Origin of the sequence: Candidatus Microbacterium phytovorans (genome assembly GCA_029202445.1) — a bacterium.
Lineage (GTDB): Bacteria > Actinomycetota > Actinomycetes > Actinomycetales > Microbacteriaceae > Microbacterium > Microbacterium phytovorans.
In genome coordinates this window covers 425010-440838 of the sequence record CP119321.1, presented here as the reverse complement: position 1 = coordinate 440838, position 15829 = coordinate 425010, and the positions used below count along the sequence as shown (strand labels likewise).

17 protein-coding genes are annotated in these 15829 nt (G+C 69.4%); 5 read left to right on the top strand and 12 right to left on the bottom strand.

What is annotated here, in order from left to right; all coding sequences use genetic code 11:
* Window positions 1-53 precede the first annotated feature (53 nt).
* The 5 genes from P0Y48_02060 to P0Y48_02040 all read right to left on the bottom strand — a co-directional run bounded on the left by P0Y48_02060 (window position 54) and on the right by P0Y48_02040 (window position 4960).
* The gene (locus P0Y48_02060) at window positions 54-1730 is read right to left on the bottom strand and encodes a ribonuclease J (GenBank protein WEK14018.1); all 1677 of its coding nucleotides are present in this window, start codon (window positions 1728-1730) and stop codon (window positions 54-56) included.
* An 84-nt stretch (window positions 1731-1814) separates the two neighbouring features.
* Complete coding sequence (dapA, locus tag P0Y48_02055) at window positions 1815-2792, bottom strand: 4-hydroxy-tetrahydrodipicolinate synthase (protein WEK14017.1); 978 nt, start codon at window positions 2790-2792, stop codon at window positions 1815-1817.
* Window positions 2793-2858: 66 nt separating this feature from the next.
* The gene (locus P0Y48_02050; protein ID WEK14016.1) at window positions 2859-3617 is read right to left on the bottom strand and encodes an SDR family NAD(P)-dependent oxidoreductase; all 759 of its coding nucleotides are present in this window, start codon (window positions 3615-3617) and stop codon (window positions 2859-2861) included.
* Between the two features lie 30 nt (window positions 3618-3647).
* On the bottom strand, window positions 3648-4133 hold the full coding sequence (locus P0Y48_02045) for a dihydrofolate reductase (protein ID WEK14987.1): 486 nt from the start codon (window positions 4131-4133) through the stop codon (window positions 3648-3650).
* Window positions 4134-4135: 2 nt separating this feature from the next.
* Window positions 4136-4960 (bottom strand): thymidylate synthase, encoded by an 825-nt coding sequence (locus P0Y48_02040; protein WEK14986.1) that lies wholly within the window; start codon window positions 4958-4960, stop codon window positions 4136-4138.
* Between the two features lie 98 nt (window positions 4961-5058).
* Between P0Y48_02040 and P0Y48_02035 the strand changes: the two genes are divergently transcribed.
* The 3 genes from P0Y48_02035 (at window position 5059) to P0Y48_02025 (ending at window position 6894) form a co-directional block, all read left to right on the top strand.
* Window positions 5059-5493: a thioredoxin family protein gene (locus P0Y48_02035; protein ID WEK14015.1), complete on the top strand. Its 435-nt coding sequence runs from the start codon at window positions 5059-5061 to the stop codon at window positions 5491-5493.
* Between the two features lie 74 nt (window positions 5494-5567).
* On the top strand, window positions 5568-5993 hold the full coding sequence (locus P0Y48_02030) for an OsmC family peroxiredoxin (protein ID WEK14014.1): 426 nt from the start codon (window positions 5568-5570) through the stop codon (window positions 5991-5993).
* Window positions 5986-6894: a TIGR01777 family oxidoreductase gene (locus P0Y48_02025; GenBank protein WEK14013.1), complete on the top strand. Its 909-nt coding sequence runs from the start codon at window positions 5986-5988 to the stop codon at window positions 6892-6894. The genes P0Y48_02030 and P0Y48_02025 overlap by 8 nt, the downstream gene beginning before the upstream one ends.
* A gap of 9 nt (window positions 6895-6903) precedes the next feature.
* On the opposite strand, the gene P0Y48_02020 is transcribed toward P0Y48_02025, so the two are convergent.
* Entirely contained in the window at window positions 6904-7347 is a 444-nt protein-coding gene (locus P0Y48_02020) for a hypothetical protein (protein ID WEK14012.1), read from the bottom strand.
* The gene (locus P0Y48_02015) at window positions 7344-8159 is read right to left on the bottom strand and encodes a dihydrodipicolinate reductase C-terminal domain-containing protein (GenBank protein WEK14011.1); all 816 of its coding nucleotides are present in this window, start codon (window positions 8157-8159) and stop codon (window positions 7344-7346) included. Before P0Y48_02015 ends, P0Y48_02020 begins: the two co-directional genes overlap by 4 nt.
* Before the next feature lie 68 nt (window positions 8160-8227).
* Here P0Y48_02015 and P0Y48_02010 point away from each other — a divergent pair, with 68 nt between their 5' ends.
* Window positions 8228-8701 (top strand): GNAT family N-acetyltransferase, encoded by a 474-nt coding sequence (locus tag P0Y48_02010; protein WEK14010.1) that lies wholly within the window; start codon window positions 8228-8230, stop codon window positions 8699-8701.
* 25 nt (window positions 8702-8726) lie between these two features.
* Here the strand turns inward: P0Y48_02010 and P0Y48_02005 are convergent, their stop codons facing one another.
* The 4 genes from P0Y48_02005 to P0Y48_01990 form a co-directional block, all read right to left on the bottom strand.
* Window positions 8727-9575 carry an aminoglycoside phosphotransferase family protein gene (locus tag P0Y48_02005; GenBank protein WEK14009.1) on the bottom strand — a complete coding sequence of 283 codons (849 nt, stop codon included), beginning with the start codon at window positions 9573-9575 and terminating at the stop codon, window positions 8727-8729.
* A gap of 4 nt (window positions 9576-9579) precedes the next feature.
* Window positions 9580-10179 (bottom strand): histidine phosphatase family protein, encoded by a 600-nt coding sequence (locus P0Y48_02000; GenBank protein WEK14008.1) that lies wholly within the window; start codon window positions 10177-10179, stop codon window positions 9580-9582.
* Window positions 10180-10238: 59 nt separating this feature from the next.
* The gene (locus P0Y48_01995; GenBank protein ID WEK14007.1) at window positions 10239-11306 is read right to left on the bottom strand and encodes an aldo/keto reductase; all 1068 of its coding nucleotides are present in this window, start codon (window positions 11304-11306) and stop codon (window positions 10239-10241) included.
* Window positions 11307-11589: 283 nt separating this feature from the next.
* Complete coding sequence (locus P0Y48_01990) at window positions 11590-13872, bottom strand: polyribonucleotide nucleotidyltransferase (protein WEK14006.1); 2283 nt, start codon at window positions 13870-13872, stop codon at window positions 11590-11592.
* A gap of 292 nt (window positions 13873-14164) precedes the next feature.
* On the opposite strand from P0Y48_01990, the gene P0Y48_01985 reads away from it, so the two are divergent.
* Window positions 14165-14347 carry a DUF5302 domain-containing protein gene (locus P0Y48_01985; GenBank protein ID WEK14005.1) on the top strand — a complete coding sequence of 61 codons (183 nt, stop codon included), beginning with the start codon at window positions 14165-14167 and terminating at the stop codon, window positions 14345-14347.
* Window positions 14348-14415: 68 nt separating this feature from the next.
* Here the strand turns inward: P0Y48_01985 and P0Y48_01980 are convergent, their stop codons facing one another.
* Window positions 14416-15798 carry a cation:dicarboxylase symporter family transporter gene (locus P0Y48_01980; GenBank protein ID WEK14004.1) on the bottom strand — a complete coding sequence of 461 codons (1383 nt, stop codon included), beginning with the start codon at window positions 15796-15798 and terminating at the stop codon, window positions 14416-14418.
* Window positions 15799-15829 lie beyond the last annotated feature (31 nt).

Here is a 15829-nt window from a genome sequence, read left to right as displayed (position 1 = left end):
CGATTGTAGAAGCAGCCGCACCCGGGGCCGACGCCGGGATGGGCCTGTGGTGCTTACGCTTCGATAACGAGGGGGACGATCATCGGCCGTCGGCGGAGCGACTGGTTGACCCAGCGTCCGATCGTGCGGCGAACCACCTGCGACAGCGCGTGCGTGTCGCGCACCCCCGACTGGGCGGCCTCGGTGAGCGCCGCAGCGATCTTCGGTTTGACCGACTCGAACACCGCGTCGTCCTCGGCGAAGCCGCGGGCGTGGATCTCCGGCCCCGTGATGATGCGACCCGTCGACGCGTCGACGACCACGATCACGGAGATGAACCCCTCCTCGCCGAGGATGCGGCGGTCCTTGAGGTCGGCGTCGGTGATCTCTCCGACGGTCGACCCGTCGACGTAGACGAATCCGAGGTCCAACTGGCCGGCGACGCGAGCGACACCGCCCTTCAGGTCGATGACCGTGCCGTTCTCGCCGAGGATCGTGTTCTCCGCGGGCACACCCGAGTCCTGCGCCAGCTTCGCGTTGGCCATCAGATGCCTGTACTCGCCGTGGATGGGCAGCACGTTGCGCGGGGTCAGGATGTTGTAGCAGTAGAGCAGTTCGCCGGCCGCAGCGTGTCCGGAGACGTGCACCTTCGCGTTGCCCTTGTGGACGACGTTCGCCCCCAGCTTGGTGAGACCGTCGATGACCCGGTAGACCGCGTTCTCGTTGCCCGGGATGAGGCTCGAGGCGAGGATGACCGTGTCTCCCGGACCGGGCTCGATGGCGTGATCGAGGTTCGCCATGCGCGAGAGGACGGCCATGGGCTCGCCCTGCGAGCCGGTCGACATGTAGACGATGCGGTCGTCGGGGAGGTCCTTCGCCTTCTTGTAGTCGATCAGCACCCCCTCGGGCACATGGAGGTAGCCCAGCTCCTCTGCGATCGTCATGTTGCGCACCATGCTGCGACCGAGGAAGGCCAGTCGACGTCCGTGCGCGTGCGCGGCGTCGATCACCTGCTGCACGCGATGGACGTGGCTGGAGAAGCTCGCGACGATGACGCGGCGGGGCGCCTTCGCGATGACCTGGTCGAGCACTGGTCCGATCGACCGCTCGAGCGGCGTGAACCCCGGTACGTCGGCGTTCGTGGAGTCGACGAGGAAGAGGTCGACCCCCTCCTCGCCGAGGCGCGCGAACGCGCGCAGATCGGTGATGCGCCCGTCCAGCGGAAGCTGGTCCATCTTGAAGTCACCGGTGGCCAGAACCAGGCCGGCGGGCGTGCGGATCGCGACGGCCAGAGCGTCGGGGATCGAGTGGTTGACCGCGACGAACTCCAGGTCGAAGGGGCCGACCTGCTCTCGCTGGCCCTCCTTCACGGTCAGCGTGTAGGGCTTGATCCGGTGTTCCTTGAGCTTCGCCTCGATGAGCGCCAGCGTCAGGCCGGAACCCAGCAGCGGAATGTCGTTCTTCAGCCGCAGCAGGTACGGGACGGCGCCGATGTGGTCCTCGTGTCCATGGGTGAGCACGACACCGACGACGTCGTCGAGACGGCCCTTGATGGGCTCGAAGTCGGGCAGGATCAGGTCGACGCCGGGCTGATGCTCCTCGGGGAAGAGCACGCCGCAGTCGACGATCAGGAGCTTGCCGTCGTACTCGAACACGGTCATGTTGCGGCCGACCTCGCCCAACCCGCCGAGCGGGGTGACGCGGAGGGTGCCGGGTTCGAGGGGGGCCGGTTCGGACAGGATGATGGGCATGACACGCCTTTCGCGGGTGCCGTCACGGCATCCGCTGTCGGTGGTGGATGCCGTCACGGCATCCGATGTTCGGTTGTGCTGCTCTCAGCGCGTGGTGCCGTGCACCTTGGGCAGCGCGCCGCCGGCGGCGGCATTGCGATCGGGGCGGAAGTTCGAGAAGTCAGCACCCTCGACCTCCGTGACGAGGGCGAGTTCGTCCTCGATCACGGCCGCCTCCCACTCCTCCGGGCCGACGAGGGGAAGGCGCACGCGAGGGCTGGAGATGCGGCCGAGGCCGTGGAGGATGTATTTCGCGCTCACCGTGCCGGGCACGTGGGTCATCACGGCGCGGACGAGGGGCTCGAGCTTGCGGTGTGCGGCGGTCGCCGTGGCCAGATCGCCGCGGTTCACCGCGTCGACGATGGTGCGGTACGGAGCAGGGGCGATGTTGGCGGTGACACCGATGAGCCCGGCAGCGCCGATGGCGAGATGCGGGAGGACGTTCGCGTCGTCGCCGGAGAAGTAGAGCAGATCGGTCTGGTTGAGCACGCGGCTGACCTCGCTGAAATCGCCCTTGGCATCCTTGATGGCGAGGATGTTGGGGTGTTTGGCGAGGCGGAGGATGGTCTCGTACCTGATCGGGACGCCCGTGCGGCCCGGGATGTCGTACAGGATCACCGGCAGATCGGTGGCATCGGCGACGAGTCGGAAGTGCGTGAGGATGCCGGCCTGGGTCGGCTTGTTGTAGTACGGCGTGACGATCATGATGCCGTCGGCGCCGGCCTTCTCGCTCGCGCGGTACAACTCGATCGCGTGCGCGGTCTCGTTCGACCCGCCGCCCGTGATGATCTTCGCCCTGCCTGCGGAGACGGACTTGCCGACCTCGACGAGTCGGAGCTTCTCGGGGTCGGTGAGCGTGCTCGTCTCCCCCGTCGTCCCTGTGACCACGATGCCGTCGGCACCGGCCGTGATGACGTCGTCGATGTGCTTCTCCACGGCGGGCCAGTCGACTTCACCGTCGGCGGTCATCGGGGTGACCAGCGCGACGAGGACCTGTCCGAAGGGATTGCCCGAATGCGTCATGCCCCCAGGGTATCGGTTCGGCCACGGCACCCGCTTTCGCCCTCCCCACCGGATCGACGGGGCGGGTCAGCGACCGGTGCGCGCCAGTCGGGCCGCGAGCGCGGCCGGCACGAGGCGTGTTGCCGCCACGAGCAACTTGTACCGCAGCGACGGAATCGACACGGCCTTGCCGCGGGCCGCGTCGTGCAGCCCTTCCCGGACGACGTCGTCGGCCGAGAGCCACATCCACCCCGGAACGCCCTCCTGCCCGGGCGGCAGACCCAGCCGCTCGTGGAAGTGGGTGTGGGTGAAGCCGGGACAGACCGCCGTCACCGTCACCGGTGCGTAGGCCGCGTTCGCCCAACGACTGAACGAGACGATCCATGCCTTGACCGCCCCGTACGTGCCACGGGGAAGGAAGGCCGCGACCGAGGCGACGTTGATGATACGTCCGCTCCCCCGCGCCGTCATCGCGCCGAGTGCCGCGTGCGACAGGCGCATCGTCGCGCGCACGTGCAGATCGAGGTGACGCTCCTCGTCGACGATGTCGTTGGAGGCGAAGTCGAGGTCGAGCCCGAATCCCGCGTTGTTGACGAGGATGCCGATGGGGCGGTCGGGGTCGACGAGCCGTGCGGCCACGGCATCCCGTCCAGCCTCGGACGTGAGGTCGGACGGTAGCACCTCGGCCCTCACCCCGTAGCGGTCGCGCACCTCTCGGGCCACCTCGTCGAGCGCCGCAAGGTCACGCGCGACCAGTACGACGTCGGCACCCGAGGCCGCCAGCTGCCGAGCGAACTCCGCGCCGAGGCCCGAGCTCGCGCCCGTGATGAGTGCCGTCTTCGCCATGCGCGCCAGCCTACGCGGCGGCTGACGAGCTCAGCGTTCGTGCGTGACGAAGCGGTAGCGGATGCCGGTGCGTGAGACCTGCCAGTCGCCGATGGCGGTGACGGGCCACCCGTCGCGAGACGGCGCACGGGTGTCGCCGTCGACGTCGAGGTCGAGCTCGGTGACCTCCAGGACGTCCACGACGTCCATCGCCTCCGCATAGAGCTGGCCGCCGCCGATGATCCACGCGTCTGCCACGCCGTCGACGAGGGCGAGGGCCTCGGCGAGACTCCCCGCGCGATCAGCACCCTCGGCCGCCCACTCCGGCGAGCGCGTGACGACGATGTTGCGTCGGCCCGGCAGTGGGCGGAAGCGATCCGGGAACGACTCCCACGTGCGTCGGCCCATGATCACGGGAGCTCCCATCGTGACGTCCCGGAAGTGCGCGAGGTCTTCGGGAACGTGCCAGGGCATCCCGCCGTCCGCACCGATCACACCGCCGTGCGCCTCCGCCCAGATCGCGCCGACGCGACTCACGGTCATACCGCGACGGCTCCGCGGATCGCGGGGTGGTGCTGGTAGTCCTCCACGACGAAGTCGTCGAAGCAGTAGTCGAGGATCGAGTCGGGCGTGCGGGCGATGCGTACCGTGGGGTACGGGTACGGCGTGCGGCTGAGCTGCTCGCGCACCTGGTCGAGGTGGTTGTCGTAGATGTGGCAGTCGCCGCCCGTCCAGACGAAGTCACCGGGCTCCAGCCCGGTCTGCTGGGCGATCATGAGCGTGAGCAGGGCGTAGGAAGCGATGTTGAACGGCACACCGAGGAACATGTCGGCACTGCGCTGATACAGCTGGCACGAGAGCCGGCCGTCGGCGACGTAAAACTGGAAGAGCGCGTGACACGGCGCCAACGCCATCTCGGGGATGTCGGCAGGGTTCCACGCCGAGACGATCAGCCGGCGCGAGTCGGGGTTCGTACGGATCTGCTCGATGACCTGAGCGATCTGGTCGATCGATGCACCGTCGGGCGCAGGCCAGGAGCGCCACTGCACCCCGTAGACGGGTCCGAGCTCACCGTCGGCGTCGGCCCACTCGTCCCAGATCGAGACGCCGTTGTCCTGCAGCCACCGGACGTTCGACTCGCCGCGCAGGAACCACAGCAGCTCGTAGGCGACCGACTTGAAGTGCACCCGCTTGGTCGTGATGAGCGGGAAACCCTTCGAGAGATCGAAGCGGATCTGCCGGCCGAACACGCTCGTGGTGCCGGTGCCCGTGCGGTCATCCTTGTGCACACCCTCGGCCAGCACGTCGCGCAGGAGGTCTTCGTACGGGGTGGGAACGGATGCCACGTCTGTCACGCCTGCCAGACTACCGGCGCCCGGCGACACCGGCTCTGTTACACGCCCGGCGTCATACCCGGCCCGAGGGCGCCCGCGGTGCGCCGATCCCGTTACCATGGTGGGTCGTGACCCTCGTCGGAGCTCTCATCGTCCTCGCCGCCCTGCTCGTGGCGACGATCGCCTTGGGCATCTACCTCCGCTGGCAGCAGAACCGCCCCCGACGACTCAACCCCGACGAGGTGGTCGACCCCGCCCGCTTCGGAGCCCCTGCCCTCGGCGAGCGCGCCACTCTGCTGCAGTTCAGCACCGAGCTGTGCTCCCGCTGTCCCGGAGTGCACCGCACGCTCGACGCGATCGCTTCGGCTCAGCCCGGTGTGGTCCATCTCGACGTCGATCTCACGCACCGCCCCGACATCGCCCAGCACTTCCACGTGCTGCAGACGCCGACGACGTTCATCCTCGACCGGGACGGTGTCATCCGCTCCCGCTTCGGTGGAGCGCCCCACCGCGACGTCGTCGAGCTCGAGCTCGCCCGCGTGAGCGCCGGCGTCGGGGTCTGACCGGTTCCCTCCGCCCGGCCCCCGGTCTACGCTCGGAACGGGCGCATCCGGCGCCGACCGACGGGAGGACACCGATGAGCGTCACGAGCGAAGCGAGCACCAGCTGGAAGGGGAGCCTCTTCGAAGGTTCCGGCGAGATCGCGCTGGAGAGCTCCAACCAGGGCCCCTTCCGCGTCGACTGGAAGGCTCGCAGTGAGGGCTCCACGTCGGTGACGACGCCCGAGGAGCTCATCGCCGCCGCCCACTCCTCGTGCTTCAGCATGGCACTGTCCCACGCCCTCACCGAGAACGGAACACCGCCAGAGACGGTCGAGACGACGGCGTCGGTCACGTTCATCCCGGGTACCGGGATCACCGGCTCCCACCTCAACGTGAACGCCGTCGTGCCGGGCCTGTCCGCGGAGGATTTCGCGCGCATCGCGAACGAGGCGAAGGCGGGCTGCCCCGTCTCCGCCGCACTGTCGGGCATCGAGATCACGCTCGAGGCGACGCTTGGCTGATGACGCCGGGCGAGTCGTCGTCGCCGGCGCGTCGGGCCTCATCGGGAGAGCGCTGACCGCTTCCCTCGTGGCCGACGGCATCCCGGTGACGCGCCTCGTGCGGCGAGAGGCCGGGTCCCCGGACGAGGTCTCGTGGGATCCGGCATCCCGACCCCTCGACCCCGACGTCCTGCGCGGCGCTCGCGCGGTCGTGTGCCTCAACGGCGCGAGCATCGGGCGCTTCCCGTGGACCAAGCGGTACAAGCACGAGCTGCTGTGGTCGCGTATCCAACCGACGCAGGCGATCGCGGCCGCCCTGCGCGCTCTCGGCGACGATGCGCCGCACTTCGTCAGCGCGTCGGCCGTCGGGTACTACCCGTCGCTCCCCGGTGTGCGGCTGACCGAGACCTCGCCGCGCGGCGACACCTTCCTGGCGGATCTGTGCGGCGAGTGGGAAGCGGCGGCGCGCGCTGCCGGCCCCGGCGCGCGGGTGTCGATGCTTCGGACGGCTCCGCTCATCCACCCCGAGGGCGTACTCAAGCCGCTGCTCCTCCTCACCCGGCTCGGGCTCGCCGGCCCGATCGGCTCGGGCCGTCAGGTGTGGCCGTGGATCTCGCTCGATGACGAGGTGGGCGCGATCCGTCACATCATCGACACCGGCCTCGACGGCCCCGTCAACCTCGTCGGTCCGCAGCGGGCCACGGCGAACGATCTGGGGTTCGCGCTCGCACGCCGCATGAACCGGCCCTACCTGTTCCGCGCCCCGGTGTGGGGCGTGAAGCTCGTCCTCGGCGCCGACGCGACCGAGGCGCTGCTGACGAGCGACATGGACGTCGTGCCCGAGCGGCTCACGGCTTCCGGGTACACCTTCGTGCACGCCACCGTGGAGGATGCCGTCGCGGCTGTCGTGCCGGCCTCCTGACCACGGGCCTCAGCGGTCGGAACGCTCCAATGCGATGGCGGTGCGGACCGCATGGCGCGCTCGGCGGCGATCGCCCGCGCCGTCGTAGGCCAGTCCCAAGCGGAACCAGGCCCGCCAGTCGTCGGGGTGCGCCTCCACATCGGCGCGGTAGGCGGGGAACAGCGCGTCGGCCTGCGTCCGGTCGGGCCGGCCGCTCTCACGCACGTCGATCTCCTCGGCGGGAAGTCCACCCTCGGCCTCGAGACGGCGCGCGAGAGACTGCGCGCGCGAACCGAACCGCAGCTCACGCCACAGCCCCCACGCACCCAGCACGGGCAGCAGGAGCAGCGAGGCGCCCATCGCGATGGCGATCGGCTCACCACTCGCGAGCAGGAGCCAGGCGCGCTGCGCGACGAGGACGATGTACAGCGCGAGGGCCGCCGCCATCAGGACGACCCCGAGTCGCGCGGTCATGCGCCGGTGGTGCGTGCGACCTGCCCCGGCACGCCACCCTCGTCCAACGGCACGGGCGCATGCGTGCGCGGCGAGCGGAAGCCGATGTCGAGGAAGCTGTCGAGACCCACGACCACGCCACGCTGCGTGCGCGCTGCGGCGAGGGCCACGCGGATGCCGGGGCCGTAGGCGGCCGCCGGGTCGATCGTGTCGTGGGTGACGGTGAGCGATTCGCCCGCTCCGGACAGAATCGTCTCCTGCCGTGCGACGACACCCGGGCGACGCAGGGAGTGGATCGGAACGCTCGCGACCTGCTGGCCCCGCGCGCGCTGATCGACGTGAGGCGACTCGACCGGGCCGGCATCTGCTCGCGCGGTCGCGATCAGCTCCGCGGTCCGCACGGCCGTGCCGCTGGGCGAATCGATCTTCGTCTCGCGATGCGCCTCGATGATCTCGATGGAGGGGAAGAAGGGCGCGGCGGCAGCGGCGATCGCCGATCCGATCACCGATCCGAGGGAGAAGTTGGGGATGAAGACGGCACCGGTTCCCGCCGCCTCGACGAGCGGACGGACGAGCGCGATGCGTTCGGACGACCACCCGGAGGTACCCACCAGGACGTTGAGGCCACGGTCGATCGCCGCACGCACGACATCGATCGACACGGCGGGGACGGACGCGTCGACCACGAGATCCGCGCCGTCCATCTCGCTCAGATCGCTCGAGGAGCCCAGGACCGCCACGACCTCGAAATCCTCGCTCGCGTCGATCACGTCACGGATGATCCCGCCGAGTTTGCCGGTCCCGCCCACGAGGGCGACGCGCGTCGTCGTCATGCCTCCAGCCTAGACGCGCGCCCAGCTCCCGGCCGGGAGGGCGCGGCGCGCGGAGTAGCCTCGAAGGCATGGTGTCCCTGGAGCCACTCCCCGCCGACGACCCCCGATCGCGCGCGCTGTTGACGGAGTACTTCGCCATGCGCGGTGAGGCATTTCCGCAGGGTCAGACCTACCGGCCGGTCTTCCCCGACGCCGCGGTCTTCACCCCGCCGGCCGGAGTCTTCCTGGTCGTCGTGGACGACGACGGCATCGACGCCGGCTGCGGGGGCATCCGGCGCATACCCGACGGGCCGGACGGCATCCGATACGAAGTGAAGCACCTCTACCTGCAGCCCCGAACGCGGGGGCGTGGATGGGGCCGCGTGCTGCTCACCGCCCTCGAAGAGCAGGCCCGGGCATGGGATGCCGCGGAGATCGTGCTCGACACGCACCACACCCTCGAAGCCGCCGGCGCGCTCTACACCCGTGGCGGGTACACCACGATGGAGCCCTACAACGACAACCCCAACGCGACGCGCTGGTACGGGAAGCCGCTCCGATAGCGGGCGCTCGCCCGGCGCTCCTGCGTCACTCGGCGCGGAGCTGGTCGATCGCGTGCGCGGACATGTCACGAAGCCACGCGTCGTCGGCATCGGCGAGGAGGGTGGCGAAAGACACCGCCCAGGCCCGAGCGCGCACCCACGTCGCGTCGTCGTATCGTTCGCCCAGAGCCTCACGCAGCCGAAGTCGACCTCGAGGCCCGAACACCGTCCACGCGACTGCCAGGTCGCACGCCGGGTCGCCCGCACACACGTCACCGAAGTCGATGACGGCGGCGAGGCGACCGTCTCGGGAGATCAGGTTGCCCGCGTGCACGTCGCCGTGCACCCAGACGTCGGGTCCCGCCCACACGGGCGCCTGCAGCCCGGCATCCCACAGCTGCTCCAGCCCAGAGTCCCGCAGTCTCGGGCGCACGACGGCGTCGCGATCGCGCAGGGGCACTCCCCTCACCGGATTCCGCGGCGCACCGGGTGGCGCGTTCCGGTGCAGCGCCCGGAGAACGGCCGCGACGTCGCCCGCGAGGCCGTCTCGGTCGGCCACGGCGTGGTCGGCGACGCGGTCCCCCGCGAACCAGGGGACGACGCTCCAGTGCCAGGGGTAGTCCGCATCCGGGATGCCGACGGCCACCGGCACCGGGACGGGCACCGGCAGCAGCGGCGCGAGGTGCGGCAGCCAGCGTTGCTCGTGTCGGACGAGGCGGGCCGCGGCCTCACGACGCGGGAGACGCACGGCGAGGGCGTCGCCGAGGCGGAAGACGTCGTTGTCCCATCCGTGCGCGACGTGGCGCAGCGCGCCGCCGAGAGCAGGATGCTGGGCGGCGAGGAGCCGGGCGACGTCAGCCGTCGTCAGCGAGATCTCGGCGGGCGGTTGCGGCATCCGCTCAGATGCGCGGGGTCTCGGGGAGTCCCGTGCGCAACTCCATGGGAAGGTGCGCCAGATCGTTGTGCGACACGAGCGTCCACGGCCGGCCGGGGCGCTGGGCCAGCACCGTGAGCCCGCAGTGAGCCTGGCTGAGCGTCAGCCATCTCCAGGCGGGCGCCTCGAGCACCTCGCGCACGAACCAGGCGATCACGAAGTTGTGGGTGATGAGCAGCTCGTGAGCGTCGGGCTTACGCGCCAGGAACTCGCCGATCGCGTCGGACATCTGCGCCGCACCCGCTTCGATCTCGGCCTCGGTGATGCCCCCGAAGAAGGCTTCGTAGGCGGCGGGAGTGTCGAGAGTCATCCCCGTCGGCACACAGTCGAACAGGAGCGCCGACGGCTCAGGAGCGACCGACGGCAGCCGCTGAGCGACCGCGCGGGCGGTCTCCGCGGCGCGCTCCAACGGCGAGTGCCACACGGCCGACAGCGGCACTCCCGACAGTCGATCCGCGAGGAGCTCAGCCTGTCGGCGCCCACGGGGAGACAGCGGGCCGTCTTCGAGTCCGTGCTCCGCGTCGAGGTGCTCGCCGTGGCGCACGAGGTAGAGATAGTGCGTCACAGGCGTCTCGATTCGCAGCGAAGGGGGGTCCTTCCCACCCTACGTCAGCGAGTCGGAGATCACTCCGATGCGCGCGCGATCTCGGCCAGTTGGGTGCGGCTGAGGCGCACTCCCACGCCCTGGAGAATCTCCTCCACGTGTGCCGCGGCATAGACGTTGACGATCGGCGCGGCGACGATGCGCTGTGCGAGGAGCCACGCGATCGCGACCGCTGCCGCCGGCACCGAGAGCTCCGCACCGATACGGTCGAGCGCCCGGAGCGTGCGCGTGCCACGACGGTTCATCGACGCGGCGAGCTGGACTCCCCGCACCGTCGAGGCGACGCGTTCGCGCGACCGGTGCGCACCCGCGAGGAAGCCGTGCTCCAGCGCCTGCGACGACGTGACGGCGATGTTCTGCGCCCCGGCGACGAGCCGCAGGTCACCGTCGAGATCACCCCGTCGCAAGATGTTGTACGGCACGTCGAGCACGGTGAGCCGGGGGTACCCCGCGGATGCCAGGATGCGCGCTTCGACCAGTTGAGCGGCCGAGTGACCGTAGGCGCCGAGGGCGCGGACCTTGCCTGCCTCGACGAGCCACTCCGCGGTCGCCAAGGTGTCCTCCAGCGCCGTCTTCCCGTCTGCGCTCGCATCGAGATAGAGCAGATCGATACGGTCGGTCTGCAGGCGCGTGAGTGAGGCCTCGACGGCACGGATGAGGTTCACCGGCCCGAGTCCCGGGTGGTCGGCGTTGGTTCCGACGCGCACGCTCACGATGAGATCGTCGCGGCTGCCCCGCGAGCGCATCCACTGTCCGATGATGTGCTCGCTGCGCCCCGCGCTGTACCCGTCGGACGTGTGGAGGGCATTGCCGCCCCGCGCCACATAGGTGTCGAGGATCGTCTGCGCGGCGCCCGAGTCGACGTGCCAGCCGAACTCGCCGCCCCCGAGGATCAGCGGAAAGGCGTGTAGGCCACTCTCCCCCAGCGGCACGCGGAGCGCCTCACCCACACCGCTGCCTTGCACGGGAATGGGAGCCGAAGGATGCTGCGCGGCATCGGCGACGGTCGCGACACGACCCGCTCCCTCAGAGACGGGAGGCGAGGCGTGAGGAGTCGCGGCGGTGGATCCGGCTCCGAAGAATCCCATCTGCACGCACCCCCTCACGTTGTCGTGGAGATCCGTGGCGTGCACGCATACCCCGATGCGTTACCTCCGAGGGTAGGCCCTGCTCGTGTGCAGGTGCGGTATTGCGGCCAACACGGGGTAAACATTGCATAACGCTTTGCCCCGACGGAGACGAGTCGCTCCGCCGATCATCTTTCCCGTGACGACCTGCCCTTTCGTGCGGGGTCCAAACGAAAACGACGGATGCCCGCCGCTCCGCGTCGTGAGACGCGAGGCGACGGGCATCCGTGCGGACTCGGAGGGATCAGCCCTCGGCGGGCGCGTCTCCCGGACCCTCGCTGGCAGCAGCGGAGCCTTCCTGGTCAGCGGCCTCCTCGAGCACCGGCTCGAGTGACAGCTTGCCGCGGTCGTCGATCTTCGTGATGCGCACGAGCAGCTTCTGCCCGACGCCCAGCACGTCCTCGACGTTCTCGACGCGCTTGCCGCCGGCGAGCTTGCGGACCTCGCTGACGTGCAGCAGGCCGTCCTTGCCGGGCAGGAGCGAGATGAACGCACCGAACGTCGCGATCTTCACGACCGTGCCCAGGAACTGCTCGCCGACCTCCGGGTTGGTGGGGTTGGCGATCGCGTTCACCTGCGCACGGGCCGCCTCGGCCGACGGACCATCGGTCGCGCCGATGTAGACGGTGCCGTCCTCCTCGATCGAGATCTGCGCGCCGGTCTCGTCCTGGATCGCGTTGATCGTCTTGCCCTTGGGGCCGATCAGCTCACCGATCTTGTCGACCGGGATCTGCACGCTGATGACGCGCGGCGCCGTCGGAGCCATCTCGTCCGGACCGTCGATCGCGGCGTTGAGGACGTTGAGGATCGTGAGGCGCGCCTCCTTGGCCTGCGTCAGCGCAGCCGACAGCACCGACGACGGGATGCCGTCGAGCTTCGTGTCGAGCTGGATCGCCGTGACGAACTCGCTCGTGCCGGCGACCTTGAAGTCCATGTCGCCCAGCGCGTCTTCGGCGCCGAGGATGTCGGTGAGCGCCGCGTAGCGGGTCTGACCGTCGACCTGGTCGGAGACGAGACCCATCGCGATACCGGCGACGGGGGCGCGCAGCGGCACACCCGCGTTCAGCAGCGACAGCGTGGACGCGCAGACCGACCCCATCGACGTCGACCCGTTGGAGCTGAGGGCCTCGGACACCTGACGGATCGCGTACGGGAACTCCTCGCGGCTGGGCAGCACGGGCACGAGGGCGCGCTCGGCGAGGAAGCCGTGCCCGATCTCGCGACGCTTCGGGCTGCCGACACGACCGGTCTCACCGGTCGAGTAGGGCGGGAAGTTGTAGTGGTGCATGTAGCGCTTGCTCGTGACGGGCGACAGCGAGTCGATCTGCTGCTCCATCTTGAGCATGTTCAGCGTCGTGACACCCAGGATCTGGGTCTCGCCGCGCTGGAAGATCGCCGAACCGTGCACGCGCGGGATCACCTGGACCTCGGCGTCGAGCGCGCGGATGTCGGCGAGGCCGCGACCGTCGATGCGGACGCCCTCGCTGAGGATCCGGCCGCGCACGATCGTCTTGGTGACCGACTTGTACGCCGCGGAGAACTCAAGCGTCGCGACGGCGGGCAGCTGGCCGGCCTCGACGGCGGCGAGCAGCTCGGCCTTCACGGCATCCTTGATCGCGTCGTCGGCGTTCTGGCGCTCCTGCTTGTCGGCGATCTGGTAGACCGGCACGAGCTGGTCGTACGCGCGGCCGGCGACGAAGTCGTAGACCTCCTGGCTGTACGCGGGGAAGACCGGGTAGGGCTGGATCTCCTTGGCGGCGGTGTTGGCGACCGCGTTCTGGGCGGCGACGAGCTCCTTGATGAAGGGCTTGGATGCCTCGAGGCCCTGGGCGACGATCTCCTCGCTGGGCTTCACGGCACCGGCCTTGATGAGGTTCCAGCTGTGCTCGGTGGCCTCCGCCTCGACCATCATGATCGCGACATCGCCGTCGGGCAGCACGCGACCGGCGACGATGAGGTCGAAGACGGCCTCCTCGAGCTGCGTCACGGTCGGGAAGGCGACCCACTGGTCGGCGTGCTCGCCGTGGCCCGGGATGAGCGCGAGGCGGACACCGGCGATGGGGCCCGAGAACGGGAGACCCGAGATCTGGGTCGACAGCGACGCGGCGTTGATCGCGAGCGCGTCGTAGAACTCGCCGGGAGCGATCGACAGGACGGTGACGACGATCTGCACCTCGTTGCGGAGGCCGTCGACGAACGACGGGCGCAGCGGGCGGTCGATGAGACGGCAGACCAGGATGGCCTCGGTGGAGGGGCGGCCCTCGCGGCGGAAGAACGAGCCGGGGATCTTGCCGGCGGCGTATGAGCGCTCCTCGACGTCGACCGTCAGCGGGAAGAAGTCGAACCCTTCGCGCGGGTTCTTGCCGGCACTCGTGGCCGACAGGAGCATCGTCTCCTCGTCGAGGTAGGCGGCGACAGCGCCCTGGGCCTGCTGCGCGAGGCGGCCGGTCTCGAAGCGGATGGTGCGGGTGCCGAAACGTCCGTTGTCCAGGACGGCCTCGGCGGCGGTGATTTCAGGACCTTCCAAGAGGTCTCTCCTTCTTTGTTTAGACTCGCACGCGCGTTTCGCGCACGAGGTCGTTCGAAGGAGCAGGAACAGGCAGATCTCGACGCGCCACGCGGTCGCGGGACTCGTCAGCACTGGCCACCAGTAGAAAGTCACCGTGCGAGACGGGAACCCACCACAGGGGACCAGCTTCCTGCCGGCCTGCTCCAGGTTCTCAATGTGTCATTGAGAGCTCAGTGTGTAGTTGAGCGGATGCCAGACGGCAACCTGACCAAGCCTACCAGTCGGCTCCTCGCCTGCGTATCGTGGGGGTATGAGTAGTAGTGACGAGACCGCCCCCGGGGCGTCCGAGGACATGAAGCGCAAGTTCAAGGAGGCGCTCGACAAGAAGAACGCGCAGCACCGCGAAGGCGAGTCGCACCTGGACGGCGACTCCGCCGTGCACGGCACGCACAACGCGATGACCAGGCGCGAGTTCCGCCGCAAGAGCGGCTGACCCGCACACGCACGACGACGGCCCGGCGCTCGAAGGAGCGACCGGGCCGTCGTCGTGTGCTCACACCGTCAGCGCACCTCGACGACCTCGCGCTCGGGCAGCGGCGCGGGCGTACCGCCGTGGTCGTGGTCGCCGGAGAGGGTCGACTCGTCGAACGGGAGGCGACCGGCGAGCACCTCGTGGGCCCGCGTGCGGTCGAACTGCTTGGTCCACGTCCCGATGAGCAGCGTCGCCACCGCGTTGCCGGTGAAGTTCGTCAGCGCGCGCCCCTCGGACATGAACCGGTCGATCCCGACGATCACACCGACGCCGTTGACGAGGTCGGGGCGGTAGGCCTGCAGGCCGCCGGCGAGGGTGGCGAGGCCCGCGCCGGTCACGCCGGCCGCTCCCTTGCTGGCGATGATCATGAACACCAGCAGACCGATCTGCTCCGGAATGGACATCGGCGCTCCCATACCGGCCGCGATGAACAGCGACGCCATCGTCAGGTAGATCGCGGTGCCGTCGAGGTTGAACGAGTACCCGGTGGGGACGGTGATGCCGACGACGGGCTTGGAGACGCCGACGTGCTCCATCTTGGCGATGAGGCGCGGCAGAGCGGACTCGCTCGACGACGTGCCGACGATGAGCAGGTACTCGCGGCCGAGGTACTTCATCAGACGGAAGATGTTGATTCGCGACACCGCCCACAGCAGAGTCCCGAGGACGCCGACGATGAACAGGATGCAGGTGATGTAGAAGGCGACCATCAGGATGCCGAGGCTCACGATCGCGGCGGCACCGGTCTTGCCCACGACAGCGGCGATCGCACCGAAGGCGCCGACGGGGGCGAGCCAGAGGATCATGCCGAGGATGCGGAAGACGAGCGTCTGGAGCTGCTTGACGGCGAACATGATCGGTTCGCCCTTCTGACCGAGGCCCTGCAGCGCGAACCCGACGAGCAACGCGATGAACAGCACCTGCAGCACGCTCTCCCCCGTGAAGGCCGAGAAGAACGTCGTCGGGATGATCCCGAGGAGGAACTCGGTCGTGGACTTGGCCTCGGGGAGTTCGCTCGTGTCGTAGACGGCGGACTGCATGTTCAGCCCCTCGCCCGGGTGGATGAGGTTGCCGACGACCAGTCCGATGCCGAGCGCGAACGTCGACATGAGCATGAAGTAGCCGAGAGCGAGGCCGCCGATCTTGCCGACCGTCGCGGCCTTGGCGATGGAACCGACGCCGACGACGATCGTGCAGAAGATGATCGGCGCGATCATCATCTTGATGAGCCCGACGAACGCCTTGCCGAGCGGCTCGAGGGAGATGCCGACCTCCGGCCAGACGAGACCGATCGTCGCCCCCAGGACGACCGCGGCGATCACGGAGACATAGAGCCAGGTGTGCTTGTCCCAGGACTTCCCGGGACGCCGGATGAAGTCCGGGATGCGGATGGATGTCGTCGAGAGGGCCATGTCTTCCTCCAGGGTGAACGGTCGTTGTTCG

Excerpts from the sequence above, each read along its gene's own strand:
- P0Y48_02060 (WEK14018.1), bottom strand. The coding sequence starts at position 1,730 with ATGCCCATCATCCTGTCCGAACCGGCCCCCCTCGAACCCGGCACCCTC.
- dapA (WEK14017.1), bottom strand. The coding sequence starts at position 2,792 with ATGACGCATTCGGGCAATCCCTTCGGACAGGTCCTCGTCGCGCTGGTC.
- P0Y48_02050 (WEK14016.1), bottom strand. The coding sequence starts at position 3,617 with ATGGCGAAGACGGCACTCATCACGGGCGCGAGCTCGGGCCTCGGCGCG.
- P0Y48_02030 (WEK14014.1), top strand. The coding sequence starts at position 5,568 with ATGAGCGTCACGAGCGAAGCGAGCACCAGCTGGAAGGGGAGCCTCTTC.
- P0Y48_02020 (WEK14012.1), bottom strand. The coding sequence starts at position 7,347 with ATGACCGCGCGACTCGGGGTCGTCCTGATGGCGGCGGCCCTCGCGCTG.
- P0Y48_02015 (WEK14011.1), bottom strand. The coding sequence starts at position 8,159 with ATGACGACGACGCGCGTCGCCCTCGTGGGCGGGACCGGCAAACTCGGC.
- P0Y48_02010 (WEK14010.1), top strand. The coding sequence starts at position 8,228 with ATGGTGTCCCTGGAGCCACTCCCCGCCGACGACCCCCGATCGCGCGCG.
- P0Y48_02005 (WEK14009.1), bottom strand. The coding sequence starts at position 9,575 with ATGCCGCAACCGCCCGCCGAGATCTCGCTGACGACGGCTGACGTCGCC.
- P0Y48_01995 (WEK14007.1), bottom strand. The coding sequence starts at position 11,306 with ATGGGATTCTTCGGAGCCGGATCCACCGCCGCGACTCCTCACGCCTCG.
- P0Y48_01985 (WEK14005.1), top strand. The coding sequence starts at position 14,165 with ATGAGTAGTAGTGACGAGACCGCCCCCGGGGCGTCCGAGGACATGAAG.
- P0Y48_01980 (WEK14004.1), bottom strand. The coding sequence starts at position 15,798 with ATGGCCCTCTCGACGACATCCATCCGCATCCCGGACTTCATCCGGCGT.